Here is a 25,168-nt window from a genome sequence, read left to right on the forward strand (position 1 = left end):
CCATCAAATTACGCAGGCAGGATTTCCGCCAAATCTTGTTCAACCGTGGTAATGCTGCGCATACCGAATTTTTCATTCAGAATATTCAGCAGATTTTCGGTTAAGAAGCCCGGAGCCGTTGGACCGGTGTAAATGTTTTTCACCCCCAGAGCAAGCAGGGTTAACAAGATCACAATGGCTTTTTGCTCGAACCAAGAGAGGATCAGGCTCAGCGGTAAGTCATTCACGCCACAACCTAATTTCTCTGCTAAGTTCACCGCTAACATAATGGCAGAATAGGCATCGTTACATTGACCCACATCCAGTAAACGCGGTAAGCCTTCTAAGGTACCGAAGTCCAGTTTGTTGAAACGGTATTTACCGCAAGCCAACGTTAAAATCAGGCAGTCTTTCGGTACGCTACGAGCGAAATCCGTGTAGTAACTGCGTTCACCACGGCTACCATCACAACCACCGACTAAGAATACGTGGCGTAATTTTTTCTGAGCAACGAGATCAATCACCGCATCCGCAGCACCCAGCAGGGTTTGACGACCAAAACCGACAGTAATTTTGTGTTCGATTTCAGTGTATGGGAAGCCTGCCATTTCCTGCGCTTGCGCTATCATTTCAGCAAAACTGTCGCCCGTAATGTGTTTCACGCCCGGCCAGCCCACAATGCTGCGAGTCCAGATACGCGCTTTATATTCACCTACATCAGGGTCGATAATGCAGTTAGAGGTCATTAAAACAGGGCCTGGGAACTTAGCAAATTCCACTTGCTGATTCTGCCAACCACTGCCGTAGTTACCCACTAAATGAGCGTATTTTTTCAGTTCAGGGTAACCATGAGCAGGCAGCATTTCACCGTGGGTGTAAATATTAATGCCTGTGCCTTCGGTCTGTTCTAACAACATTTTTAAATCTTTCAGGTCGTGACCTGAAATCAAAATACATTTACCGGCAACTGGGCGCACGTTAACTTCCGTTGGAACTGGATGACCAAATTCCCCCGTTTCGCCAGCATCCAGGATTTCCATAATTTTGAAGTTCATCATGCCGATAGCCATCGCATTATCGAGCAGCTCATTCATATCCGCTGGCAATGTGCCTAACCACGCCATAATTTCATGGTATTGAGCATAAATCTGGTTATCAAATTGACCTAAAACGTGAGCGTGCTCCATATACGCCGCCGCGCCTTTCAAACCATACAAACACAGCATACGTAAGCCATGAATATCATCGCCAATTTGCGCTTTATCGATATCTAACGCAAATTGTGCCGCTTGCTGTTGCAGAGTTGCAATATCCTGCCCTGCTAATTGCAGGTTGATTAGCGGATGGTTAAAAGCTACTGCACTATTCACTGACAGGCAGTGTTTGATTAATTTATCACGCAGATAAATAGCTTCACGGGCATAACCAATAATACGTTCAGAATCGAAGTTAACGTTGGTCAAGGTAGAGAAGAAAGCGCGCGGTGCGAAACTGTCCACATCATGATCAATAATGCCCAGTTCACGAGCCACCACCGCACTTGCGGATAAGCTTTGCAGGACAGCAACTAATAAATCTTGCAGGTCTGAAGTTTCAGCGGTTTTACCGCACATACCTTGCGAATAAGCGCAGCCATTGGTTGCTGGAGTTCTAATTGTTTGTTCACATTGCACACAATACATGGAGGAAACCTCTTTAAGTTGCATTTCATATACAACATTAAGATTACCCCTTTTAAATAAATAGAAAAGCACCTTAAAATTCTATTTGCAGGTTTGTTGATCTACATTAACTTTCACTATAAATAAGAATTATTCAATGTTGTAAAATAGGCAGTTTCACTAAGCACAGTTGATTTTTCGCTGGGGTTTCAAAGCAGTATTGCTATACTATGTTTATCATTCATACTTCATAAGTTATTGTTGTTAAATCATTTTAAGAGAATCAAAAAGCGATGATGCAGGCTAATTCGACTCCAAAATCAGACAACAAAACCCATTTTAGTTTTTTACGTCACGTGAAAGAATCCGATAAAACGCCACTCAAAGTGCTTGTTTTAGCGGCTATTATTGGTGCCGTCGTTGGGCTGATAGGCTCCCTGTTTATGCTAGGGACTGAGTGGGTCAGCAATATTCGTATCGCGTCTGTTAACCAATATGTCACCAACAAATGGTTGGTGATCCCCGCTATGTTTGTGGCTTCAGCCCTATTGGCCATGCTCGGCTATTATTTGGTTAAACGCTTTTCACCTGAAGCGGGGGGATCTGGGATCCCGGAAATCGAAGGGGCACTGCAAGATTTGCGCCCTGTCCGTTGGTGGCGCGTGATCCCAGTGAAATTTATCGGTGGGTTAGGTACGTTAGGTTCAGGTATGGTGCTCGGTCGTGAAGGACCTACCGTACAACTGGGGGCGAACATTAGCCAAATGTTTTATGACCTATTTCGCCTCAAAGATAATGAATCTCGCCATACATTATTAGCTGCGGGCGCCGCTGCGGGTCTATCTACCGCCTTTAATGCCCCATTAGCGGGGATCCTGTTTATCATCGAAGAGATGCGACCACAATTTAAATACAGCCTGATTTCCATCAAAGCCGTGTTTATTGGTGCCGTCAGTGCCACCATTGTTTTTCGCCTTATTAATGGTGAAGCCGCGGTGCTGAATATTGGGCAATTCTCCTCTGCCCCCATGGAAACTCTGTGGTTATATCTGATTTTAGGCATGTTATTTGGGATCGTGGGAATTGGCTTTAACCGCTTCTTGCTCTATCTGCAAAGCCTATTTTTAGCTTTCTACCAAAATAAAGTGTCGCGGTTTGTTTTGATGGGCGGTTTGATCGGGGGTAGCTGTGGCGCTATCGGTGTGTTTGCTCCTGAAGTCGTAGGGGGTGGCTATAGCGTGATCCATCAAATGGTGGCCAATAGCTTTACTATCACCATGCTGATGGTCTTTTTTGCCCTGCGCTTTTTAACCTCAACCATCAGCTTTAGTTCCGGTGCGCCAGGGGGGATTTTTTCGCCATTATTAGCCCTTGGTACACTGTTTGGCGGAATCTATGGTTATGCGGCACTGGAGCTATTCCCACATTATTCGATTGAAGTCGGTACCTTTGCAATAGCCGGCATGGGAGCGCTGTTTGCCGCCACAGTGCGTGCGCCTTTAACGGGCATTGTCTTAGTGTTGGAAATGACCAATAACTATCAATTGATTTTACCGATGATTATTACCTGCATTGGCGCAACGATGGTGGCGCAATTCTTAGGGGGTCGACCACTTTATTCTGTTCTGCTCGAAAAAACTTTAGAGCGCAGCGAAAAACAAGCGGCAACGTCTAATCCCTAAAATTCATTTATATCTCACCATAGAACGCAAAATGGGTTGCCTAGGCAACCCATTATGTTGATGACAAAGAGGGATAAAAGCGTGGTTTTTCCTCTTTGTGTTATCAGGCGAAAATCAATAAATTGATTTTCCTCGTTAATTTTACAACCCATTATCTGCGCTATCGCAGGTTATTTTTTCTTAGCAATCAACGTTGCAAAGTTCAATTTAATTCGGTTACCTTGCGCATCCGTTCTGTGCAAGTGTCCTGGGTTTTCATTGTATTTGAGGATTTCCCAGTCTTGATAATACTGCTGTAATTCACCTGGTTTTAAGAAGCACTTAAATGGCACCATATCCAGTGGCGCATCCGGCGTTTCTACCGCGCATACCACAATATTAATCCCACCCGCTCGAGTATGCGATTGCATATCCGCGATAATGTCAGCAATTTTATCTCGTTGTAGGAACATCAACACGACTGTAGAAACAATCAAATCATAGTCACCTTGGATTTGGTGGCTATTAATGTCATATAGCGCGGTATGGATATTTTCTATGCCCGATTGCTGCTTAACAGTTTCAATGGCTTGAATATGGTTTTGGTTAATATCCACCGCTGTCACATCATACCCTTGCTGAGCAAGGTAGAAGCTATTACGCCCGCGGCCGGAACCTAAATCCAATACTTTGCAAGGTTTTGCTAAGTTATTCTCGCAAAGATAGCGCACTTCAGAGTGAGGCACACTGAGATCATACTGTTTATAAAACGCGATTTCAGGACGACATAAAAAAGAGAGTTGGCAACGCATATCATCGCTGCAATCGGCAATACGATGCCAGACTTGTGGCTGGATCACTGGCGGTTGATTTTGCGTATCAAACGTAAATTTTTGCTCGCTGCCATCTTCACCAAAAATAATAAAATCGAGGGAGCCTTGTAACACCTTCAATTGGGCGAATGTGTCTTCCTTGGTGTTATGGCGTTCTTGGAACATTAACGGAACCGAAGCCTTATCCCAAACAGGCATGGTTTTGTAGCACACTAATTCAGTCATGGGGTCACCTTTAAGTTGCATATTAAATACATCTTATGACGTTCATCTTGATAGTGCAACGTTTTCATAGATAGAAAATGAATGAGTTGATGTGCATCAACCTCCTGCGCACAGGAGGTTGAATTCGGAATCTTCGACTTAGTAGCCTAACTGCTCTGCACTCAGCCCTAAAAATTCAAACGGTTTGGTATCCACATATTGCGTAGTCGCATCACCCGAATAGATATGGCTTTGCTCTTCACCGAGATCTAATTTTTTCACTTTTCCGGTTTCATTGGAAAAATCAATTTTCTTTAGGTCCGTCCAAAAAATATTTGGCGTTAAAGCAGATTCAAAGAAATAGAGTTGACGCTTGCTGTCAACCAGTGTGCGCCAACGGGTAGAAGAGATCTCTGGGGACGTTTCCGACGTTAAACCGTAGGGGACGGACACATTTCGGATCACCCCAAACACACTGGCAACCGCTTTATTTGGCGTCGTTTTTTGTGGGATAGCATTGATGTAGAACTGCGCTCGTGCGAAACGATCCGCTGAGCGGTTGGTTCCCGGTAGCATTACCGTGCCACCAATACCTTGCCAATACTCTTGCATCGCTAACTGCTTTTCATAAGCTGGTGAGTTAGTCATGACTTGATATTTACGGCTATGATGAATGACTTGTTTGCCATCGATATATTCGATAATCGCGCTATCACCGCTCGCATCAGACAGGGATAAATGCAGAGTCGCTAAGCGATTTTGTCCCGGAACCTTGTCAGTCGCGACTATCAATGGCGTTTTTTCTAATGCGGCAACGGCTTCTTCAACCGTGGCATAGTTGTCCAGCATATATTGCGCCCATAGCGAAATAGACAGTGCGGGCTTTTTATTATCTAACTCAGGATATTTCGATTCGGCGAGCCAGAGTAAGTTTGCTACTAACCCTTTTTCATTAACGCCATCTGTCGTAGAAATATCGTAACCTGACGCTATCACGCTACCGTATTTGGATTTCCATTTGAGTGATTGTGGCCCTGCCGCGCCATTTCGTTCCATGCCTCGCGGGAAAATCCATAAATTGGTACCCACATCATATTTCCAATCCATGGTTCTACCGGTCATGATTTGTTGGTCTTCCCCGAGATATACGACACGGGTACAAGCCTGAGAAACCATGGCAGGAACATAAATTACAGCGATGGTTAAGAGCGTAACAATGCTTTTCTTCACAAATCGCATCTTGCCTCCAAAGGGTATTGAATAAGTAGCGCAGATAAGCTGCACGAATAAATAACCATTATTTATATTAGACAGTATATCGTTTTCAGCGTGTTTTTAGAGGATGGATATTGAAACAAAATGCAACAAGGATTAACTCAATCAAACTGTTTACGTTTTCCAATGAGTTAATCCTATTAAAGAAATGGATTAGCAGCCCGCTATTATTTTTTCTTTGCAGAAAACCATGAGCGTAATAATGCCGCTTTTTTCTGATTGTCAGGAATATTCAGTGCGGAGTCATACAAGCTAATCGAAATTTGGCAAACTGTTGCAGGTGATTTTTTTCCGGCCTTCACATCAATCAGCATGGTGACGTCATTCCCGTATTTTTCCGTTAATTTGATTCTCAGAGAGTCCATTAATGCCTGATACTCTTCTTCAGATAACGAGGTACGCTTCTCGCTAGCTTCGCTGGAAATCAACAAAGCATCGATCGCACTCACTTGTTTTAATAAGACATCTTGGCTTTTTTGTGGCGGAATGACATCCGCAGGATCCCTTAACTGAGGGAATAGCGCGTCGTAACACATTTTTCCTGATGGATCTTGCTCTAACAATGACTTGATATTGTCGTTCACTTTAGCGACAAAATTAATCACTGTTTCATCGGAAGCATAAGGCATACGCTCAACGACAAGCTTCATTGATTGGCTCACAACCTGATCCAATAATTGACGACGTAAATCTTCATTAGCTGGATCATATTGAGACATTAAAGGCTCGAAGCTCTGGTAAGTGACAGGGCTTAATTTTTTAATCGTGACTAAAATCGGCAGTTCTTTCTCAACTTGAGCAATGGCCTCTGAATGAATTTCGCTATTACTTTCCGTCGATAGTACGTTGTTGTCTTTACTTAACCAGTAAAAACCCAGCGCAAAGATAATAAAAATGATGCTAACGACTACTGCGATTTTGCGTGAACTGTTTGTATTCAAAGTGAATCTGCCTTTTAACAATCTGTCTTTTAACAATTTGTTGTTAACAACAAAAGCCAAAAAACCAATACTCAATAATAAACTCTTATCATTATTCTAGTCGTGAATGCGGATATATCGCTATAGGAATAAGAGTAAATGCGAAGAAAAAAGCAGAAAATTAACAGTTCTAATGAGTATTTAGAATGAAAAAACCGCAGACACATATTTCAGTCTCTGCGGTTTTGAAAAATCGAAGGAAAGTATTTCAAAAATACGAATTACTTAACTTGAACACCTTCAACAGACAGCATTAATTCAACTTCTTGAGATTTAGGGCCTAAATCAGATTTGATATTAAACTCTTTCAGTTTAATGTTCCCTTTCGCTTCGAAGCCTGCGCGGTAGCCACCCCAAGGATCTTTACCTTCACCCGTTAATTTCGCATCTAAAGTGATTGGTTTCGTCACGCCGTTTAAGGTGAAGTCCCCCGTTACGAGGTATTTATCACCCTCTTTTTTCACTTCTGTAGAAACAAATTTCGCTTCTGGGAATTTTGCTGCATTTAAGAAATCTGGGCTACGTAAATGCTTATCACGCTCTGCGTGGTTAGTGTCGATGCTGCCAGTTTTAATCGTCACTTCAACTTTATCTTTCGCCGGATCTTTCGCGTCGTAAGTAAAGTTACCATCAAAATCTTTAAAGCTACCGTATAACCAGCTGTAGCCTAAATGCTGGATACGAAACTCAATAAAACCGTGTTGGCCTTGTTTATCAAATTGATAGTTTTCTGCCAGTGCAGATCCTGCTGATAATAATAAAGTACCCGCAGCAAGACCTAAAATAGATTTCTTCAACATAACTCTCTCCACGTTATTTATCGGGATTAAAACCCAACATTCTTTTTAAAGTAATATCACCATCAAAGAAATGGTGTTTTAAAGCTGCAAATGCATGCAAAACAGATAACAAAACAACAGCCCAAGCTAAATAAAGGTGAATTTCACCTGCTGTATCCGCTTGTTCTGCTGCACCTGTAAATAATGCAGGCACTTCAAACCAACCAAATACACTTATTGCTTGTCCATCCGCAGTTGAAATTAAATAACCGCTGATCAAAATAGAGAATAAAATAATATAAATTAAAATCTGAACCGTAATTGAAGCAAATTTCGTTAATTTGCTATAGCTCGATAACGGCTTAGGTGGTGGAGAAATAAATCGCCAAACCACACGAAAAAGCATGATAAAGAATAGCAACATTCCTATGCTTTTATGTATTTCAGGAGCTTGATGGTACCAGGTGTCATAATAGCCTAATGACACCATCCATAAGCCTAATGCAAACATTCCATATACGACAATTGCGACCAACCAATGAATGAGCAGCGAAAGATGCCCATAACGAGTGGCGTTATTTTTCCATTGCATAGTTTAAAAACCATATAGTTTTAAAGGTAATTACTTGTTTTACCAAGTAGGAATAATCATAAGGTTAATCTGGCTTTATTCCTATCCCAAAGTTAAACAAATATTTTGTCGAAGATATTCAAATAGTATCATCATCATGATGAAAAATAGGTGAATTCTATTTTTCTTATTACAAGCGTAAACCTTTAATAAAGAATCTTCTGTTTATGTAAATAGATTACACCTAATAACGTCTGTGATTATTTAATCTGCTGATTTTCTTATTGCTCATCATAATATGATAGATGAATTTGTTATAAATGTAGTTCAGCTTTTCTAAAATAGGTAGGCAAGATTTTTATTTCAACGAATAAATTAACCTAATTTTCTCTATTCCTGCTAAATTGATGCTCTGTCTATGGGTTGTTTTTTCTTTATTCTTAGAGGCTAGCGTATGTATACATTATGGATTGCCAATAAAAATTACTCCTCATGGTCTCTAAGACCTTGGATCTTGTTAAAAGCATTGCAAATCCCTTTTGAAGAGAATATTTGCTTCTTCGAAAATGGTAAAAGTAGCCATGAAAAATTTAGCCGTTTTTCACCTTCAGGCTTAGTGCCATGCCTGATTGATGGTGATAAAACCATTTGGGACTCTTTGGCAATTTGTGAATATGTTGCCGAAGATTTCCCTCAAGTTTGGCCCACTGAAAAATCAGCGAGAGCCTGGGCTCGCTGCGCGAGCGCTGAAATGCACGCAGGTTTTTCTGCACTACGCCAACAGTGCCCGATGAATGTGACAAGAAATGAAGCTCTCACTGAAATATCCCATGAGCTACAAGGAAACTTAAATCGCATTCAGCAATTATGGCAGGAAGGATTTGATAAGTTTGAAGGGCCTTGGTTAGCAGGAAAACACTTTACTGCCGTCGATGCATTTTTTGCACCAGTAGCATTTCGTATTCAAAGCTACCAATTAAAAGTCAATGAACACGCTCAACAATGGATTGAACGCATTATTGCATTACCGGCGATGCAAGAGTGGAAACGTGCTGCAGAAATCGAGCCGTCTATCGAACACTAAAAAAACACCTGTACGAGCATCAAAATTAATTTTTGAGCAGTTTGAGTAAGAAATCGACCCAAACTGCTTATTTCGGTCACAAATCACCTAGATGCTTTCATCCCAAGGATCGGCAGTCATCACATCCCCCGTTGGGGTGTGCAGCGTTACTTGGTCATTTTTAAACCATTCCGCTAAAGAAAATCCGCCTTTCGGTGTTTCCACATGAATATCAATTGGGCAATATGGCGTATTCGCTTTAATCGCAAATTGCGCAAAATCTTCTTTTTGCTGTCGAGTTGGGCAGCGGATCACAACATCTAGATCGCAATCTGTCAGCATACTTTGAATATCCGTCGCCAATGTATAAGCGCAGCTACCCGTCACACCCCATTTCCAAGGCCAATTGTGCTGAGAAATTAGTAACAAAACTTGGATAGGCGGTAACGCAATAAACATCGAACGTTGCAATTCAATGGAATTCGACACTAAAGATTCCACATTCATAATGTGCGTAATGGCAGATTTTGAAATTTGGGTCGTCACACGCTGATGGGGCTTAATACCACGAATAGCCACGGTTAATTGGCTTTCACCGGCTTTTTCTCGGTGCACAATAAGGGGTAGTTTACTGTTCCACTGCGTTTGAACCCATTCCGGCAGAGTATCAAGAGGGACATCGTTATTACTACCAACCCAAACAAAATCATGGGGATTAATTATTTGCATTTATTCTTCCTTATCATGACGACAAATTGCTCTCGTTCTGCGCTATTATGCATTTTTTCAGATAGATGAATACATTCACGCATAATCAACATCTTTATTTATCTCATCAAAAACAAAGATTCATAGGTTATTGATGGAGGAAATTTGTCTTCAAATAGCAATATGTTATCATAGAATACTCTTAATAATTAAAGAGTTAGATAACGAATTTTGAGCATCTTAATATGAAGAAAATCCCTGCTATCCATGACGGAATACTGTTCAGCAGCTGCTTAGTTTTAAGTGCCCTCACCGCACTCGCACTGATCGACGTTCAGGCCGCCATGTGGGCAGCATTTTCGACACTCTACTCATTTAACCTATTTAACGCCGCTAAAGAATATAAAAATTACCTCTATACCGCTTTTTGGCTATCCATGATTTTAGTCGCTATCTATATTGGCGATACGCTACGCTTGGGGACTGGGTTTTATATTTATCTGGCTATATTCTCATTTATCTATTATCAGCTCTATGGCACAGATCCGATCATGGACTTAACCATGAAATTCATGATTATCATGTCCACTATTGGCACAATCTTGCCTGAAGTATCGAAAAGCCTGACCTTAGGTTTTTTAATTGGCAGTAGCGTCACCTTGCTCACCTATTATTTTCTCAGCCACAAAATGACTCGCCATTCCATTATTACGCCACTTACTGTGGAAAAAAATCTATTTACTCTACGTAAAAATATTATTCCACGGTCAATGACCTATACCATTGGATTACTATTAACTTTGGCTATCCCCCGGATGGTAGACCTAGGGCATTTTTATTGGACACTACTGACTTTCGTGTTTGTATTGCACCCAAAATCTGAAAGTATTGTGCGCATTACGCTTCAACGGGTGGCGGGTAGTTTAATTTCCGTGTTATTCCTATTCTTATTATTTAATACCCCGTTGATGCCTTATATTGGTCTAGTGGCTATTTTAGTTTTCGCCTTTTTGCTGCCAATGAGCTTTCATCACGGCTATACCTTTATGACTTTTGTCGTCACCAGCCTAATACTCTCGGTTCTTGAACAAGTGGTTTATTGGCGTCACCCTGTTTATACATTATTGTTTGATCGCGTTCTTGAAACTGCCTTAGGTGGAGCTATCGCTATCATTACCAGTATTATCTTGAAACTATTTAGAGAAAAAAGCCCAGAAAGCTAACACTATTCGGAGGTATATCACTCACCAAAGCCAATCGAAGAGCAAACTGCACCGGAAATATGCCCCTCTATGACGATAGCTGAACCATTACGGCAAATTTCATTAGGGCTTTCCCCAGCTGGCCTGACACCCGAATTTCAGCAAAGGATCGCCCATGTGATTGATTTTTGTCGCTCTCGAGTTTAGATAAAAAACAACAAAATAAATTTTCATGCTCTATACTTTCATTAACATTCATTAAACCTGACAAATGAAAAGGCAGCTGGAGCTAAACATGAAAATATCGATCCTAGGAGCGACTGGTTTTGTCGGTAAAGCATTGGTTTCTGAAGCCTTAATGCGTCATCATCAAGTCACTGCGATTTCTCGTCACAGCAATCAGCTTCCTCAACATGCCCATTTAATTACTGAATCCGGAGATATTATGGATGTGGCTTGGCTAACATCTCGGCTTAAAGGTCAAGATGTGGTGCTTAGTGCATTTAATGGTGGATGGAGTAACCCTAATCTGTACCGTGATACAGTTGCAGGTAACCAAGCAATCTTAGAGGCTGTGAAAAAAGCAGGCATAAAACGATTTATCGTGGTTGGTGGTGCTGGAAGCTTAGAAATCGCTCCAGGTGTTTTATTGCTCGACTCCCCCGATTTTCCAGCCAATATCTGGCCCGGAGCTCAAGCTGTCAAAGAATTTAAAACGACGTTGGAATCAATCGATAGCTTAGATTGGACGTTTGTTTCTCCTGCTGCAATGCTTGAAGATGGCGCGCGGACAGAAACATTTCGCCTTGGAGGAAAACAGCTATTAATGAACGGCAATACCCCCGCAAAAATATCTGTTCAGGATTTAGCGGTGGCAATATTAGATGAGGTAGAGCGGCCACAATTTATTCGTCAGCAGTTTACAGCTGCTTATTAATACTAACAAATGGATTACGAGTAAATCATGACTAAATGTATCCATTTATTTGTTTAACATAAAAAGTAATACAATCATTAACGTTTAATAAATGTTCGTATATTCTCGTATAAAAATATGACCATTAACTTATAAATAATTAAACTAAGATTATTATTATTTAAATTTATCCATAAATATAATTTAACTCTGTGCGATATTAATTCAAATTGAGACTGGAGTTTTATTTAATTCTTAGATTCGATAACTTTGATAAGCTTTATGAGATTATTCATAATAGATAATTGTTATGTGTAAAAATTGCATGCAGGCATAATCTAAAACCAGCGTATTAAGCCGGAAGAAACAACCTATAATAGTAAAACAGATAATTTCTTCCGGTCAGACGATTAAATTCATGGAGTCTCTTTTATCAAAACGGTGTCGAAAATGGAAAATCTTTTACTTTCCTAGTGATAATTAACCTTTAAAAGACAAATAAACAAGAACATAACACACTGATATTATTAATGAAGTGTACTGCGAGCGCCGCTATTTATGTTCACAACACCATATAAGAATGATGCAGGTTCCAAGTTAAATAAATAGGCAAATTGAAAAAGAGAATCAACGTCAATACAGCTTTCTCCACTCTCGAAACGATTCATTTCATCTTCAGAAACACCAATTAAATCGGCCGCTTGCTGAAGACTCATTTTATGACTCTCTCTTTGCATACGGATCTTAATCCCTAGCTTTTTCGCAATTTCATTTTCATTCATAAATACTCCTTTTACTATTAGATTAAATACCAATTATGAGGGCAGCTAAATTATCATCACACCAAGTTTAATTAATTGACTTACGTTAATAAAACGCGACATACATCACATCATTTAGTGACATTCATAAATAGATATTTTTCACTTAAAACTGCAATTGGTTGATTTAAATTACAAATAAAACCAATAATCCATGTAATATAAAAATAAAAGAGTGATAGTAATCACATAAAATTCAGATTAATACCTGTGTATATTTACTTATTATGCCTATCAATTAATGACGTAAAATTTAATTACTCATTTAATGATGACCTACGACATGAGCTATATTACAAAATCACAAAAACAATGATCAAGGATTATCTTAACTTTTTTCAAATAATGATAGCTTACGTTTATATACTTAAATTTATTCTTATATTTTAAATCATCTACTAATGACTTATTCACTTAACAACAAGCTATATCATAATAATAACTGACTAAATCATCTATCACTATCAGAATAATTTTTTATCATTTATTTAACCTTTCCCAAATAATCCATTTTGTCATACAAAATATGAATATTAATGGATGATGATTGAATTATACTCACACAAACTGAATCGAGTAACCTATTGAATGTTTGCTTTAAATCTATTCATTCGTTAATCACTTTTATTCTATTTTTATGAATAGTATTTTCTTTGCACAACAACTGATTTAACAAAAAATGCGTTGTAGGCTATCAAAAATTCAGCGTATTCCTAATACGTTATCTCTGTTTAATAAGCTAACTAACCATCATTTAGTGTGTAAAAAACCGATTAAAACTTACCTAACTTCACATTGCTTATAAAAAAATTGTCAGTAGACATGCTATCCTATGTTCAATTACGATGAGTTTTATCTAACTTTAATGCTCAGATTTGGCGCTTAAAATAACGCCCGTTGCAAAAGTGACTGGAAAGGTAACCATGCTACAAGAAAGTGTTATCAGAGAAATCATTCTCTGGATAGAACAAAATTTAGAGTCGCGGCTCTCCCTTGATACCGTTGCTGATAAATCTGGATACACTAAATGGCACTTTCAACGATTATTTAAAACCCAAACAGGTCTCGCGTTAGGTGCTTATATTCGTGCTCGTCGTTTATCCTGTTCTGCTGTTGCTTTACGCTTAACAAGCGATAGTATCATGGACATTTCACTACGCTATCGTTTTGATTCACAACAAACTTTTTGTCGTGCATTCAAGAAACAGTTTGGTGTAACGCCTTCAGAATATCGTAAACGCTCAGGCTGGCATATTGAAGGATTCTGCCTTCCTCTTCGTGAAAGTAAAGAACTCGAAGCTCACGTGGAATTAGTCGAATTAAAAGAGATCCACTTAGTGGGAATGACTCATCGCTACACACAAGGCATTAACGAGTGGAACTTAAAAACTGAAGAGTTACGACGCCAGTATTGGAAAAACTTTTTAGATAAAAACAAGATTGTTGCCAAAAACTTGTATGCTATTCACGGAGTCGATACAAGCTCAGATGAAGAAGGCCGCTTCCTCTATTCCACTGCATTTGATGAAAACGATCTTGACGTCATGCCACCATTTACTAAAAAACTGATGGTTCCCGCTGGTAATTATTTGCAAATTAAATTTATCGGTAATTTACAAGGCACTGACTATAACGACATCATTTATACCGCTTATGGAAAAGTCCTGGCCGAGATGGATATTGCTCGCGGTTTAGGGGCTGATATTGAACATTATGTTTTAAAATCAACGCCAACTTATGAGGATTTTACTAACCACCCTCATACCTACATCCAAGAACTGAATTACTATATTCCTGTGATTGCATAGTTCCTGTGATTGCCTAAAAGCTAACAACCCGCTTTTACACGGGTTGTTAGCTTCATTCAGTGCTAAATAGATTAGAACGTGACGTTCAATTTACCCCAGAATGTTCTACCCGGCTCATTAACAGGGCTATTGGACGAATAACCAAATCCGCTATTACCTGCTAAGTTCAAGTGCTCGCTGTACGTTTTATCAAACAGGTTATCGACACCCGCACTCAGTTTCACGCTTTCATTGATGCGATATGCCGCATTCATCGAAAATACCGTAAAGCCCGCGCTCTCACTGAAGTCTTTTCCGACAACGTTACCTTCGTTGATTGCTACGCGATCTTGGCGACTCACCATGCGTACCAGCCCCGTCGTTGTCCAATCACCTTTCTCCCACGTTAAGCCTAAACGGCTTTCCAACGGTGGCATTTGAGGCAGTGCACGTCCATCAGTTCTATTTTTCCCCCACGAATATGCAAGGCTTGCATCCGCTTTCCATTCATCACTCAGCTGATAAGCGACGCCCATTTCACCGCCCATAATCATCGCATTGACGTTTTCAACTTGGCTCATTCTGGCGTTAGTTGGGCTATAGCGGAATAGAATAAAATCATCGACGCGCCCGACATAAGCAGAAACCCATGCATTAGCCTTATCATCACTGTATTTCGCCCCAATATCTAACTGTGTTGTTTTCTCGGTTTTCACGTTATCAAAAACATTTTTACTGCCGTTCGGCCCCATTTTTGGCGAGAATAACTCCCAATAATCTGGGAATCTTTCTGTATACCCCACTCCGGCGTACAGCATCACTGGCGTTTCAGGTAATGCATGTTCATAGCGAACGAAACCCGCTGGCATAACTGTATTGCGGCCTGAAGAGCCTACATCAGTGTAATTATCGACTAATACGCGGTCTAAACGCCCGCCGCCAATCACTTTACCTTGCTCACTCGCCGTCCAAGTCACCTCACTGAATACCCCATAATCTTGGAATTCGGCATCTTTTTTCCAGCTATTATTACTGTTTTTACGGTGTTTATTGGTCTGCATGTCTGCCCCAGCGCGCAGTTCATAATCACTCCATAACCACGTTCCCATGACCCGGCCGCCCATCGTCTCGCGGTCAACACGCATTTTCATTGGCATATTCATCATCATGCCGTGCCCGCCATGACCGCCGCCCATATGTCCGCCACCTGATCCCATTGTGCTCGTTGGGCTACGTAATGAGTAGTTATCCATAATATGGTCGGCGTAGTTGTAATAGACATTCCCTTCGATTTTATCGAATACCTCACCGATATTGCTTTTCTCGAAACGTAATCCTAAGCTTTCACGCTTGAATTGAGAGCCATCCATTCCTCGTCCTGCATATCGCGCTTCACCATCACCTTTCCCTGCGGAGAGCTCGAGTAATGTATATTCATCTGGCGTCCAGCCTACTGCAACGTCCGCATTCCATTTATCCCATTTAGACGGTACTTTGTCTCCATTACCATCTTTATAGTCATTAGAACGAGATTTATTGCCAGTCAGGCGTACATAACCTTTCTCATGTCCTAAACTCACATCCGCATTCGCATCCCAACGCTGATTTGATGCTGTCAATGCACTCGCATTCCCTTGAATGCCGCCCTCCGTAAAGACAGGCTTTTCTCGCTCAAAACGCACAGTACCCGCTGAATTTCCAGGCCCCCATAATACGGTTTGTGGCCCTTTCACCATGGTGAGCAAATCAAAGTTTTCCGGTGAAATATAAGACGTCGGCGCATCCATACGGGAAGGACACGCACCCAACATTTCACTGTCATTCGTCATGATCTTAAGACGGGAACCAAACATGCCGCGAAAAACAGGGTCACCATTCGTACCACCGTTACGGATTTGGGAAAAACCGGGGATCGTTTTCAAGTAATCAGAGCCATCACTCGCGGGTACTGGCTGTCTTGGGGTTTTCGGCGATGTCGAAATAGTTAACGGCGAGTCCACAGGAGCCGTGACAATCATGACCGAACTATCGGTAATTAAACTTTGATTTTCTTCTTTAGCGAAAGCGGATGTTGATGCGATAGCCGAAATCACCAGCGCAGTTACAGGTGCGAATTTAAAATTAATTGAGTTCATTTTTAGCCTATTTTTATCTGTTTCTTACTGCTATTGGCTCAATGAATTAATAACCACTCGGCTTCTTTTTAAAAATAGGCTAGCCTCCTGAAAATGAAGCTCAATTTCAGGATAAACGAAGTGGTTTTGTCCATTGAAGACAAAATACAGTTTTAAATTACGTTAAATAAAGAAATAAGAATCAATAGGATGTGGGTGGTGCGCGAGCTAGCTGTAATGACCAAGGACGGATAATTCGTAATTGAATACAACGTTCGAAAGGAACAAAGATAGCGAGAGTTGCTAATTGGCGGATCACCGCAGCAACAAATAAAATCAAAAATGGGAAGTGAACAAGTAGTTGGCAGTAACCACACGCGATGTCTTCCATCGGTGATTGCCCGACTCCCGTCATCAGCATATGGTTCATCGCACCGCCATCTTCGCAATGTTCAGACAATGGCATTTCGTGATGCTGCTGCATCGAATGCTCCGCCATTTCCCCATGCCCCATTGAGCAGTCGTTCATATGTGACATTGATTTTGAAATCAATGGCGCAACGAACAGCATCGCTACAGCGAGTAAGGCAAGGTAAGCGGCAAATTGTCGAATCGCGTGACGTAAATGCAACGGTTTTCCGGTGTTTCATAGCCTATAGATGGGCGCAGATTGTATCGTAATAAGAGGCTTATTGTTATTGTTTTTTGACATTATTGTTAAGCATTAAATACTTAATTGAAATGGATCTTGTTTCTTATTTTATTGGTTAATCATAATAGGTTATTCATAGGTGAGAGCTTGCAATGACACCTTTGAAATAATAAAGGGAGCCGAAGCTCCCTTTATTCAGTCACATTAATGCCTGACACCCCGAAAACCGTTATTTACCTTCTGGTGCCTCTTTCTTCTCATGCAGCATCATCAGCGATTGATCGACACTGCGCTCAATAATCTCTCGGCGCTGATCATTCTCAGGCAGTAGCTTTAACATCATCTGCCAAGCCGAAATGGCTTCAGGATAACGCCCCTGCTCGAACGCATTAAAGGCAAATATGCTGAGCGCTTTAACATTAGTTCGGTTCTTAGCAATCAGCTTTTTAAGTAGCTCATTACCTTCTTGATTATCACTTGGATCTGACGAACGGGTTAATACTTCCGCATAACCTAATGCGACCGCATCATCATCAGGGGATAAGCGGTAAGCACGCCCATAAGCATCGGTTGCCATGGTGGCGTTCCCTAATACCATCCCAATGCGACCAAGCATCACCCAGCCATCAATATTTTGCGGATCCTCTTGAAGGCGAGTACGTAACCCTAAAGCCAAGTTCTCCATCTCTTCATTATTCAATGGAAGCTCATTGGCATTCAGCGCTCTATCTAACAATGCTGGCGCTTGCTGGTAAGCCACATTCCAATCTTTCACTTTGCTGTAGCTACCCACTTCATAATACGCAGCACCTGCAATGCCCAGCGCTATCACAATGCCGGGGATATACACCCAAGCACTCGCACGGCTCGCTTCTGGCAGTGACTCGTCATCATCCTCTTGAGCGACTTGGCTGGCTCTGACACGTTTTTTAGAACGGGCGTAAATCAACCATCCCCCAACCGCGATAGCCACAAATGGCATTCCCCATAACACCACGGTTAGCGGCGTTAATGGCGGGTTATACGTCACGAAATAACCATATCTCGCCACCATATAATCGACGATTTCATCGCGGCTTTTCCCCTCTTGCATCAGCTCATACACTTTCTGGCGCAAATCGAGAGCGATCATCGAGTTGGAATCAGCAATACTGTTGTTTTGGCATTTCGGGCAACGTAACTCTTCCGTCAATTTACGAAATTGCTGCTCTTGCTGCTCATTTTCAAATGTGAAAACTTCCGTGGAAGCCAAGCTTACACCTGCGCAGAGCGCCCACATCATCAAGGCAATCACATATTTCATTGATTTGCCTCCTTGCTATAACGATCCCACAGCGGCTTCAGCTCGTTTTGCCAAACGCGTTCATCAACCGCACCGGCATGGCGATAACGAATAATCCCTTGCCCATCAATTAAAAAGGTTTCAGGCGCGCCATACACACCGAGATCAAGTCCCAGCATGCCTTGCCCGTCGAATAAACTTAATGCGTATGGATTACCCAATTCTCGCAGCCAACCGATCGCTTTTTGGCGATCATCTTTATAGTTCATCCCCACCACGCGGATCCCTTGGGACGCTAACTGATTCAAATATTGGTGCTCAGCGCGGCAAGTCGGGCACCATGTCGCCCAGACATTCAATAAAATTGGTTGCCCTTGGATCAATACCTTGGTGTCATATTCCTGCCCAGGATTTTCCAAGGATTCCAAACGGAAAACAGGTACTGGCTTGCCAATCAAGGCGGACTCTAGCAAGCGGGGATCATCCCCTTCAGCATTGCGTACCAATTGCCATAACAGCACGGCAGCAATCGCCGCAAAGATAACAAAAGGAATTAAAAAGACTTTACGATTCATACAGCTTCCCCTTGTAGCTTGCGACGACGATAACGCGAGTCAATCAGGCAACATAACGCGCCTACTGCCATAAATACGCCACCCGCCCATATCCAGCGGACAAACGGTTTATAGTACAAACGCAGTGTCCAGACATTCGGAGAGATCTCCTCACCCAACGCCGCGTATAAATCACGGGTGATCCCCCCATCAATAGCAGCTTCCGTCATCACTGCACGGCTAGTGCTATAAAAACGTTTTTCTGGATGCAGCGTGGTGAGCACCTTGTCATTCTCTTTCACGGTGATAGTACCAATCACCCCTTGATAGTTTGGCCCATCCGCTTCATGTACCCCATTAAATACAAAGGTATATCCACGAATAGCAATGCTATCATCCGGCTTCATTTTCACATCACGTTCAATACTGTAATTCTGGCTAAAGGCGATCCCCACGATAGTCACCGCTAAACCAAGGTGTGCCAGCACCATTCCCCAATAGCTTGAAGTCAGTTTGATTTTTTTACTGATGCGCACCTTCATTTCAGCGAAGGCCAAAATAACAATCCAGCACGCCATCATTAACCCCAGTACCGTCAGTGCTTCGACTCTGTCTTGCATTAGCCAAGGCAGCAAGAAAGAGAGAACCAATGTCAGTACTAACGCTATTAGCAGCAATTTGCGGATAGCCGAAGGACGGTCACGTCCCCAACGCACGAGCGGCCCAATACCCAGTAACAGCGCAAACGGCACCATCAAGGCAATAAACATGGTGTTGAAGAACGGTTCACCAATTGAAATCGTTCCCAAACCAATTTGTTTATGAATAAGTGGCAGCAATGTGCCTAACAACACCACCAACATGGCGGCTGTCAGAATTACGTTATTCCCTAATAGCAGGGACTCCCGAGACCATAATGCGTTATTGACCTTAGAACGTACTTTATGACCGCGTATCGCAAACACCAATAGCGAGCCACCGATCACCAACACCATAAAGGCAAGAATGAATAGCCCACGAGCTGGGTCAGAAGCAAAGGCGTGCACCGAAACCAAGACGCCTGAACGGACTAAGAAGGTGCCCAATAAGCACAACGAGAAGGCAAATATCGACAATAATAGCGACCATGCTTTGAAGGTGGCGCGCTGCTCAGTGACCGATAATGAGTGAATCAACGCAGTTCCCACTAACCACGGCATAAACGAGGCGTTTTCTACCGGATCCCAGAACCACCAGCCACCCCAGCCTAATTCGTAGTATGCCCACGCCGACCCTAACATAATTCCCAGCGTTAAGAAGAACCATGCTGCCAACGTCCAAGGACGTGCAAAACGGGTAAAGGAGCTATCTAAGCGACCACTGAGTAATGCGGCAATCGCGAAGGCGAAGGCCACCGAGAAGCCCACATAACCCATGTACAGTAATGGCGGGTGGAAAATCAGTCCTGGGTCTTGCAGCAGTGGGTTTAAGTCACGGCCTTCAATCGGGAAGGCAGGCAAGGTGCGAGAGAATGGGTTTGAGGTAAAAATGATAAACAGCAAAAAGCCGACGCTCACCATGCCCATTACCGCCAGCACGCGCGCCACAATATCCAGCGGCATACGGTAACTAAATAATGCCACAGCAAATGTCCAGCCGCTCATTAACAGCACCCACAGCAACAGAGACCCTTCATGAGCGCCCCATGTTGCCGCCACACGGTACCAAATCGGTAATTGCGTGTTGGAGTTATTGGCCACGTAAGTGACGGAGAAATCATTCACCACAAAGGCATTAATTAAGACTAAAAATGCCCCTGCGATAAACAGGAAAAGCAGCCAAGCTAATGGTCTAGATGCTGCCATCAGACGAGCATCATTACGTGCCACACCCCACAGAGGATAAAAAGAGAGTAATACAGAGACCCCTAATGCTAAACACAGCAGGATATTACCAATCTCAGGGATCATGATGCATTGTCCTTATACACTGCCGCAGGTCGTTTATGATTTTCCTGCATCGCGTGTTCAACTTCCGGAGGCGTATAGTTTTCATCATGTTTGGCTAGCACTTCTTTCGCTAATACATGATTATTCGGTTCAAGTTCACCTTGCACCACAACCCCTTGCCCTTCTTTAAATAAGTCTGGCAACGTACCGCTATAAGTGACATCAATCTCAGCTTCCGCATCATAAACGGTAAAGGTCACTTTCAGCGAGTCAGGGTCGCGCACAACAGAGCCTGGCATCACCATCCCCCCCACACGTAAACGCTGCCCGACCTCAGGCACCTTTTGGGTTTCTCGCTTGCCATAAACAATTTCGCCGGGGGTATAAAATAGGTCAATGTTCGAACTTAACGCATACAGAATCAAAGAGATGGTTAAACCGACACCCACAAGGATCGACGAAATCAGCCACAGTCTATTGCGACGACGAATATTCATAGGGACTCCCTGCGCGCTCTAGCGGCTTTTTGTCTTGCTTCTCGCGCTTGTTGCTGAACAATCGCGCTAAAAATCATTTTTCGTTGAATATAGGTATGGATGCACAATGCCGCTAATGGCAAAAGGGTTAGCGCAACCGCTAACCAAACATAAAATCCATATCCGCCCATGGCGATGAAGTCATTCCAAGAGGCAAAAGCACTATTCATTATGATTTCCTCCCATGGATATTTCCTCGCTTAGTCATCAGTTCCTGTACCCAAGGTCGGTTACGCTCTAACATTAACAATTGATTACGTAGACGAATTAGCGTCAATGAAATAAACAGGAATAAATACCCCAGAATAGCTAAACGTAATGGTGTACGCATCGCTGGGTTAATGCTTTCTTGCATACGTGTTGAGGGTTGATGCAGGGTTTGCCACCACTCAACTGAGTAGTGAATAATCGGCAAATTGATTACCCCAATTAACACTAAAATAGCAGCCGCTTTTCCTGCTGTACGGCGGTCATCAAAAGCGTGCCACAGGGCAATAACTCCAACATATAAGAATAACAGGATCAATTCAGATGTCAGGCGCGCATCCCATACCCACCAAGCTCCCCACATCGGTTTACCCCATGTGGCGCCGGTGACAAGCGCGATAAAGGTGAATACAGCGCCGACGGGTGCCATTGCGGCAATGGCTAACTCAGAAATTTTCATCTGCCACACAAGACCGATGAACGCCGTAATAGCCATAGTGGCATAAATCCCCATCGACCACATGGCCGCGGGGACGTGAATATAGATGATCCGGTAGCTATCACTCTGTGTTTTATCGGTTGGTGCAAAACCAAAGCCCCAAACCCAGCCCACCGCCAGAAAGATCACACTTAACACAATGAACACGGGAGCGAGTCGCCCACATATTTTATAGAGGTTCATTGGAATCGCTAATTGGTGAAGCTTTTTCCACATAGTTAATAGCCCCGATTTATCTCACAAAATGCTGTGCATTAATATTAGCTACAATACACAAAAACCACGTAATTTTATTGATTTATCACAAATACAACTTAGGCTAGCTGACTCAATTAGCCAACTAGCCTATTTCTTAGAAGCCAGGCTCCACTTCTCGCATATCTGGTAACTTATGCGCAATACCTTTATGGCAATCAATACAGGTTTTTCCGTCTTTTAACGCTTGGTCATGCATTTTTGCAGCGACACTTTTTTGAGCGGTAAAATCCATATAGTCGAAGTTGTGGCAGTTACGGCACTCTTGGGAATTATTATCCTTCATCCGTCGCCACTCATTCTGCGCCATTTCGAGACGATGTTCTTCAAATTTCTGTGGTGTATCAATCACGCCAAAAATCTTACCGTAGAGCTCTTTACTGGCTTTGATTTTTCTCACCATTTTTGGCACAAACTCATGAGGTACGTGGCAATCAGGGCATGTCGCTCTCACCCCACTACGGTTAGTATAGTGAATAGTATCCATATACTCTTCGTAGACGTTTTCACGCATTTCATGACAGCTAATACAGAACTCTTCTGTGTTGGCTTTTTCCATTCCGGTATTGAAACCGCCCCAGAAAATAACACCGCCGACAAAACCGATAATCAACAACGTACCCAACGCTAAACGGCTTGGGCGCCACCACCACTGCCAAACTCGGCGAATGATCCCCGGTTTATCACTTTTATTAGTCATATTCGCCCCTTATTTCCCGAAGCCTTTAGATGGGGTAAAGGTATTATCGATAATCGGCGCAGTATCAGATTGAGGAACATGACACTGTAGGCAGAAATAACGATTTGGTGCCACTTCACCTAATACTTTACCGGTCGCATCCATAAAGTGTGTTGGGCTAATACGTGGTGCACCAGTGGTACGATAATTTTCCACACCATGGCACTGCAAACAACGGTTTGTATTCGTGGTAATTTGATACCCTTCAACACTGTGAGGGATCATCGGTGGCTGGTTAACGTAGTTCAGTGCCATTTTTTCCTGCTCTTTAGGAATATGAATGCCACTTTCTGGTGTACCTGACACTTCTGGTGATTGAGCCAGATCGACGCCATTCGCCGACCATGCAAAACTGCTCACGACAACGGCCATACCCGCTATCCAACGGCTTAAAGTTCTTTTCAGGACAGGGTTTTTCATGATTTAGCTCCCGAACTCCATTTTAGTGTTATTTTAAAAACGTCCTCAGAACAGACATCAATACAGCGACCACACGTCGTGCAATCTTTCGCCGTGATCTGTGCTGGGGCTTGTTTATCAAGAACCGGAACGCGCAAAACTTGCGGCTCAGGACAAACGTGGAAACAATCCATACAGCGGTTACACTGCTCTTTTTTATGGGCGGTCACGACTAAAGCCCCTTTACACCCCGCGACACCATACAGTGCGCCGAGTGGGCATAAGTGACCACACCAACCATGTTCCACGACCAATAAATCGAATAAAAACAGTGCAATTAAAACTAAAGCGCCGCTACCAAAACCAAAAATCAAACTACGTCCCATCAGAGAAACAGGGTTAATCCATTCCCAGAGCAACGTTCCCGTTAATGCCGAGCCCAACAAAATCACACCCAGCAAAACATAGCGGATGTAACGTGGGATCGTGGCGGATTGATTGAATTCGAATTTTCGACGCAGCCATGCCGCCGCATCCGTGACCAGATTCACAGGGCACACCCAACTACAGAAAACCCGTTTTCCTAACAGGGCATACACCCCGAAAACAATCCCTGCACCGATTAACGCGGAGATCCCCGGTAAGTAACCACTTGCTAAGCTTTCAAGAGTAATCAGCGGATCCGTCAATGGGATCGTATCCAGCAATAAGCTGCTACTGTAATTGCCATGTAAGATCCACACGCCTAACCATGGACCACTCAAAAACATGGCTAACACTAACAACTGACTGGTACGTCTCAATACCAACCATTTATGGCTTCCCCACCACCCTTTTTTCGCCAGAGCCTCACGTCCGGCATCGTGCTTACGATTTGCCATTGTTACCCTCCAGCCAACCAAAACGGTAATGGTGACCTAATTCCCCTTTTGCCAGCGAACGTGGCAATACTTTAATTGCCGACTCCTCAAGCACACACGCTTGTTCGCATTTACCGCACCCCGTACAGTAATTACTGTTCACAGTCGGCAAGAAACGCGCGTGTTTACCGGTTCGATGGTTTTGTTCAAGTTCCAGAGTGATAGCCTCGTCAATCACAGGGCAAACTCGGTAGCACACATCGCATCGTAACCCTTGAAAGTTCAAGCAGTTCTCTTGGTCGAGTAACACTGCCAGCCCCATACGAGCATCATTGATAGAGGCAATATCCTTATCCAACGCACCACTTGGGCACACTTTGGCGCAAGGAATGTCTTCACACATTTCGCACGGGTTTTCACGAGCAATAAAATACGGTGTACCGGCTGCCATGCCAGACGCCAATGTGGCGAGTTTCAACATGTCGTAAGGACACGCTTGCACACATTGACCACAGCGCACACAGGCACTTGCAAAAGCACTTTCGTCTAAGGCACCCGGCGGGCGAAGATGCACTCCGCTCGCTCGGGAGGTTTGTTGCTGAAGCCCCAGTACCACACCAACAGCCGCCAGTCCACCCGCTGCGCGAGCAACATCACGCAAAAAACGGCGGCGACTATTCTGGGAACTCGGTTTCTGGGACAT

General features: G+C 42.8%; 25 protein-coding genes. 5 read left to right on the plus strand and 20 right to left on the minus strand.

All coding sequences use genetic code 11. From position 1 onward, the window contains the following. Positions 1-8: 8 nt before the first annotated feature. The gene (gene hcp / locus QS795_RS12590; RefSeq protein ID WP_225576007.1) at positions 9-1,661 is read right to left on the minus strand and encodes a hydroxylamine reductase; all 1,653 of its coding nucleotides are present in this window, start codon (positions 1,659-1,661) and stop codon (positions 9-11) included. Positions 1,662-1,933: 272 nt separating this feature from the next. Between hcp and clcA the strand changes: the two genes are divergently transcribed. After that, positions 1,934-3,322: a H(+)/Cl(-) exchange transporter ClcA gene (gene clcA / locus QS795_RS12595; RefSeq protein ID WP_154602502.1), complete on the plus strand. Its 1,389-nt coding sequence runs from the start codon at positions 1,934-1,936 to the stop codon at positions 3,320-3,322. 170 nt (positions 3,323-3,492) lie between these two features. Here the strand turns inward: clcA and tehB are convergent, their stop codons facing one another. From tehB to QS795_RS12620, 5 genes are all read right to left on the minus strand, one after another. Then, positions 3,493-4,380 carry an SAM-dependent methyltransferase TehB gene (gene tehB / locus QS795_RS12600; protein ID WP_154602501.1) on the minus strand — a complete coding sequence of 296 codons (888 nt, stop codon included), beginning with the start codon at positions 4,378-4,380 and terminating at the stop codon, positions 3,493-3,495. 117 nt (positions 4,381-4,497) lie between these two features. Then, positions 4,498-5,577, minus strand: a complete 1,080-nt coding sequence (locus QS795_RS12605; protein WP_286271418.1) for a linear amide C-N hydrolase — start codon at positions 5,575-5,577, stop codon at positions 4,498-4,500. Positions 5,578-5,780: 203 nt separating this feature from the next. Then, positions 5,781-6,554: a topoisomerase IV gene (locus tag QS795_RS12610; protein ID WP_154602499.1), complete on the minus strand. Its 774-nt coding sequence runs from the start codon at positions 6,552-6,554 to the stop codon at positions 5,781-5,783. Between the two features lie 260 nt (positions 6,555-6,814). Further along, complete coding sequence (locus QS795_RS12615) at positions 6,815-7,393, minus strand: YceI family protein (RefSeq protein ID WP_036952050.1); 579 nt, start codon at positions 7,391-7,393, stop codon at positions 6,815-6,817. Between the two features lie 13 nt (positions 7,394-7,406). Continuing rightward, positions 7,407-7,964 carry a cytochrome b gene (locus QS795_RS12620; RefSeq protein WP_286271416.1) on the minus strand — a complete coding sequence of 186 codons (558 nt, stop codon included), beginning with the start codon at positions 7,962-7,964 and terminating at the stop codon, positions 7,407-7,409. Positions 7,965-8,397: 433 nt separating this feature from the next. Between QS795_RS12620 and QS795_RS12625 the strand changes: the two genes are divergently transcribed. Further along, on the plus strand, positions 8,398-9,027 hold the full coding sequence (locus QS795_RS12625; RefSeq protein WP_154602498.1) for a glutathione S-transferase family protein: 630 nt from the start codon (positions 8,398-8,400) through the stop codon (positions 9,025-9,027). Positions 9,028-9,114: 87 nt separating this feature from the next. On the opposite strand, the gene QS795_RS12630 is transcribed toward QS795_RS12625, so the two are convergent. Continuing rightward, on the minus strand, positions 9,115-9,735 hold the full coding sequence (locus tag QS795_RS12630; protein ID WP_286271413.1) for a malonate decarboxylase holo-ACP synthase: 621 nt from the start codon (positions 9,733-9,735) through the stop codon (positions 9,115-9,117). Positions 9,736-9,959: 224 nt separating this feature from the next. Between QS795_RS12630 and QS795_RS12635 the strand changes: the two genes are divergently transcribed. Further along, positions 9,960-10,937 carry an FUSC family protein gene (locus QS795_RS12635; protein ID WP_286271412.1) on the plus strand — a complete coding sequence of 326 codons (978 nt, stop codon included), beginning with the start codon at positions 9,960-9,962 and terminating at the stop codon, positions 10,935-10,937. Positions 10,938-11,211: 274 nt separating this feature from the next. Next, positions 11,212-11,853, plus strand: a complete 642-nt coding sequence (locus QS795_RS12640) for an NAD(P)-dependent oxidoreductase (RefSeq protein WP_286271411.1) — start codon at positions 11,212-11,214, stop codon at positions 11,851-11,853. Between the two features lie 506 nt (positions 11,854-12,359). Here the strand turns inward: QS795_RS12640 and QS795_RS12645 are convergent. Continuing rightward, positions 12,360-12,614, minus strand: coding sequence for a helix-turn-helix domain-containing protein (locus QS795_RS12645; protein WP_154602492.1), 255 nt, complete (start codon positions 12,612-12,614; stop codon positions 12,360-12,362). A 962-nt stretch (positions 12,615-13,576) separates the two neighbouring features. On the opposite strand from QS795_RS12645, the gene QS795_RS12650 reads away from it, so the two are divergent. Beyond that, positions 13,577-14,461 carry a helix-turn-helix domain-containing protein gene (locus QS795_RS12650; RefSeq protein ID WP_154602491.1) on the plus strand — a complete coding sequence of 295 codons (885 nt, stop codon included), beginning with the start codon at positions 13,577-13,579 and terminating at the stop codon, positions 14,459-14,461. Between the two features lie 71 nt (positions 14,462-14,532). Here the strand turns inward: QS795_RS12650 and QS795_RS12655 are convergent, their stop codons facing one another. The 12 genes from QS795_RS12655 to napG form a co-directional block, all read right to left on the minus strand. After that, positions 14,533-16,575, minus strand: coding sequence for a TonB-dependent copper receptor (locus tag QS795_RS12655; RefSeq protein ID WP_286271407.1), 2,043 nt, complete (start codon positions 16,573-16,575; stop codon positions 14,533-14,535). A 181-nt stretch (positions 16,576-16,756) separates the two neighbouring features. Continuing rightward, on the minus strand, positions 16,757-17,185 hold the full coding sequence (locus QS795_RS12660; RefSeq protein ID WP_154638103.1) for a DUF2946 domain-containing protein: 429 nt from the start codon (positions 17,183-17,185) through the stop codon (positions 16,757-16,759). A 250-nt stretch (positions 17,186-17,435) separates the two neighbouring features. After that, positions 17,436-18,509 carry a cytochrome c-type biogenesis protein CcmH gene (locus QS795_RS12665; RefSeq protein WP_286271405.1) on the minus strand — a complete coding sequence of 358 codons (1,074 nt, stop codon included), beginning with the start codon at positions 18,507-18,509 and terminating at the stop codon, positions 17,436-17,438. Then, positions 18,506-19,063, minus strand: coding sequence for a thiol:disulfide interchange protein DsbE (dsbE, locus tag QS795_RS12670; protein WP_036952089.1), 558 nt, complete (start codon positions 19,061-19,063; stop codon positions 18,506-18,508). The genes QS795_RS12665 and dsbE overlap by 4 nt, the downstream gene beginning before the upstream one ends. Beyond that, on the minus strand, positions 19,060-20,991 hold the full coding sequence (locus QS795_RS12675; RefSeq protein WP_318626518.1) for a heme lyase CcmF/NrfE family subunit: 1,932 nt from the start codon (positions 20,989-20,991) through the stop codon (positions 19,060-19,062). Before QS795_RS12675 ends, dsbE begins: the two co-directional genes overlap by 4 nt. Next, a complete protein-coding gene (gene ccmE, locus QS795_RS12680; RefSeq protein ID WP_318626519.1) occupies positions 20,988-21,467 on the minus strand; it encodes a cytochrome c maturation protein CcmE in 480 nt (159 codons plus the stop codon). The genes QS795_RS12675 and ccmE overlap by 4 nt, the downstream gene beginning before the upstream one ends. Further along, positions 21,464-21,676, minus strand: a complete 213-nt coding sequence (gene ccmD / locus QS795_RS12685) for a heme exporter protein CcmD (RefSeq protein ID WP_318626520.1) — start codon at positions 21,674-21,676, stop codon at positions 21,464-21,466. Before ccmD ends, ccmE begins: the two co-directional genes overlap by 4 nt. Further along, the gene (locus tag QS795_RS12690) at positions 21,676-22,428 is read right to left on the minus strand and encodes a heme ABC transporter permease (RefSeq protein ID WP_286271399.1); all 753 of its coding nucleotides are present in this window, start codon (positions 22,426-22,428) and stop codon (positions 21,676-21,678) included. Before QS795_RS12690 ends, ccmD begins: the two co-directional genes overlap by 1 nt. Positions 22,429-22,564: 136 nt before the next feature. Further along, a complete protein-coding gene (gene napC / locus QS795_RS12695; protein WP_154602484.1) occupies positions 22,565-23,167 on the minus strand; it encodes a cytochrome c-type protein NapC in 603 nt (200 codons plus the stop codon). Positions 23,168-23,176: 9 nt separating this feature from the next. Then, positions 23,177-23,626, minus strand: a complete 450-nt coding sequence (napB, locus tag QS795_RS12700; protein WP_036952098.1) for a nitrate reductase cytochrome c-type subunit — start codon at positions 23,624-23,626, stop codon at positions 23,177-23,179. Beyond that, positions 23,623-24,486 carry a quinol dehydrogenase ferredoxin subunit NapH gene (napH, locus tag QS795_RS12705; protein ID WP_318626521.1) on the minus strand — a complete coding sequence of 288 codons (864 nt, stop codon included), beginning with the start codon at positions 24,484-24,486 and terminating at the stop codon, positions 23,623-23,625. Before napH ends, napB begins: the two co-directional genes overlap by 4 nt. Next, on the minus strand, positions 24,473-25,168 hold the full coding sequence (gene napG, locus QS795_RS12710) for a ferredoxin-type protein NapG (protein WP_036952102.1): 696 nt from the start codon (positions 25,166-25,168) through the stop codon (positions 24,473-24,475). Before napG ends, napH begins: the two co-directional genes overlap by 14 nt.

Source organism: Providencia zhijiangensis (genome assembly GCF_030315915.2).
Taxonomy (GTDB): domain Bacteria; phylum Pseudomonadota; class Gammaproteobacteria; order Enterobacterales; family Enterobacteriaceae; genus Providencia; species Providencia zhijiangensis.

Coding starts and splice junctions, on each gene's coding strand:
- QS795_RS12650 (WP_154602491.1), top strand. CDS start 13,577: ATGCTACAAGAAAGTGTTATCAGAGAAATCATTCTCTGGATAGAACAA.
- tehB (WP_154602501.1), bottom strand. CDS start 4,380: ATGCAACTTAAAGGTGACCCCATGACTGAATTAGTGTGCTACAAAACC.
- ccmE (WP_318626519.1), bottom strand. CDS start 21,467: ATGAATATTCGTCGTCGCAATAGACTGTGGCTGATTTCGTCGATCCTT.
- QS795_RS12615 (WP_036952050.1), bottom strand. CDS start 7,393: ATGTTGAAGAAATCTATTTTAGGTCTTGCTGCGGGTACTTTATTATTA.
- QS795_RS12635 (WP_286271412.1), top strand. CDS start 9,960: ATGAAGAAAATCCCTGCTATCCATGACGGAATACTGTTCAGCAGCTGC.
- QS795_RS12620 (WP_286271416.1), bottom strand. CDS start 7,964: ATGCAATGGAAAAATAACGCCACTCGTTATGGGCATCTTTCGCTGCTC.
- napH (WP_318626521.1), bottom strand. CDS start 24,486: ATGGCAAATCGTAAGCACGATGCCGGACGTGAGGCTCTGGCGAAAAAA.
- hcp (WP_225576007.1), bottom strand. CDS start 1,661: ATGTATTGTGTGCAATGTGAACAAACAATTAGAACTCCAGCAACCAAT.
- QS795_RS12625 (WP_154602498.1), top strand. CDS start 8,398: ATGTATACATTATGGATTGCCAATAAAAATTACTCCTCATGGTCTCTA.
- dsbE (WP_036952089.1), bottom strand. CDS start 19,063: ATGAATCGTAAAGTCTTTTTAATTCCTTTTGTTATCTTTGCGGCGATT.
- QS795_RS12605 (WP_286271418.1), bottom strand. CDS start 5,577: ATGCGATTTGTGAAGAAAAGCATTGTTACGCTCTTAACCATCGCTGTA.
- ccmD (WP_318626520.1), bottom strand. CDS start 21,676: ATGAATAGTGCTTTTGCCTCTTGGAATGACTTCATCGCCATGGGCGGA.
- napG (WP_036952102.1), bottom strand. CDS start 25,168: ATGTCCCAGAAACCGAGTTCCCAGAATAGTCGCCGCCGTTTTTTGCGT.
- QS795_RS12655 (WP_286271407.1), bottom strand. CDS start 16,575: ATGAACTCAATTAATTTTAAATTCGCACCTGTAACTGCGCTGGTGATT.
- QS795_RS12645 (WP_154602492.1), bottom strand. CDS start 12,614: ATGAATGAAAATGAAATTGCGAAAAAGCTAGGGATTAAGATCCGTATG.
- QS795_RS12690 (WP_286271399.1), bottom strand. CDS start 22,428: ATGTGGAAAAAGCTTCACCAATTAGCGATTCCAATGAACCTCTATAAA.
- napB (WP_036952098.1), bottom strand. CDS start 23,626: ATGAAAAACCCTGTCCTGAAAAGAACTTTAAGCCGTTGGATAGCGGGT.
- napC (WP_154602484.1), bottom strand. CDS start 23,167: ATGACTAATAAAAGTGATAAACCGGGGATCATTCGCCGAGTTTGGCAG.
- QS795_RS12675 (WP_318626518.1), bottom strand. CDS start 20,991: ATGATCCCTGAGATTGGTAATATCCTGCTGTGTTTAGCATTAGGGGTC.
- QS795_RS12665 (WP_286271405.1), bottom strand. CDS start 18,509: ATGAAATATGTGATTGCCTTGATGATGTGGGCGCTCTGCGCAGGTGTA.
- clcA (WP_154602502.1), top strand. CDS start 1,934: ATGATGCAGGCTAATTCGACTCCAAAATCAGACAACAAAACCCATTTT.
- QS795_RS12640 (WP_286271411.1), top strand. CDS start 11,212: ATGAAAATATCGATCCTAGGAGCGACTGGTTTTGTCGGTAAAGCATTG.
- QS795_RS12630 (WP_286271413.1), bottom strand. CDS start 9,735: ATGCAAATAATTAATCCCCATGATTTTGTTTGGGTTGGTAGTAATAAC.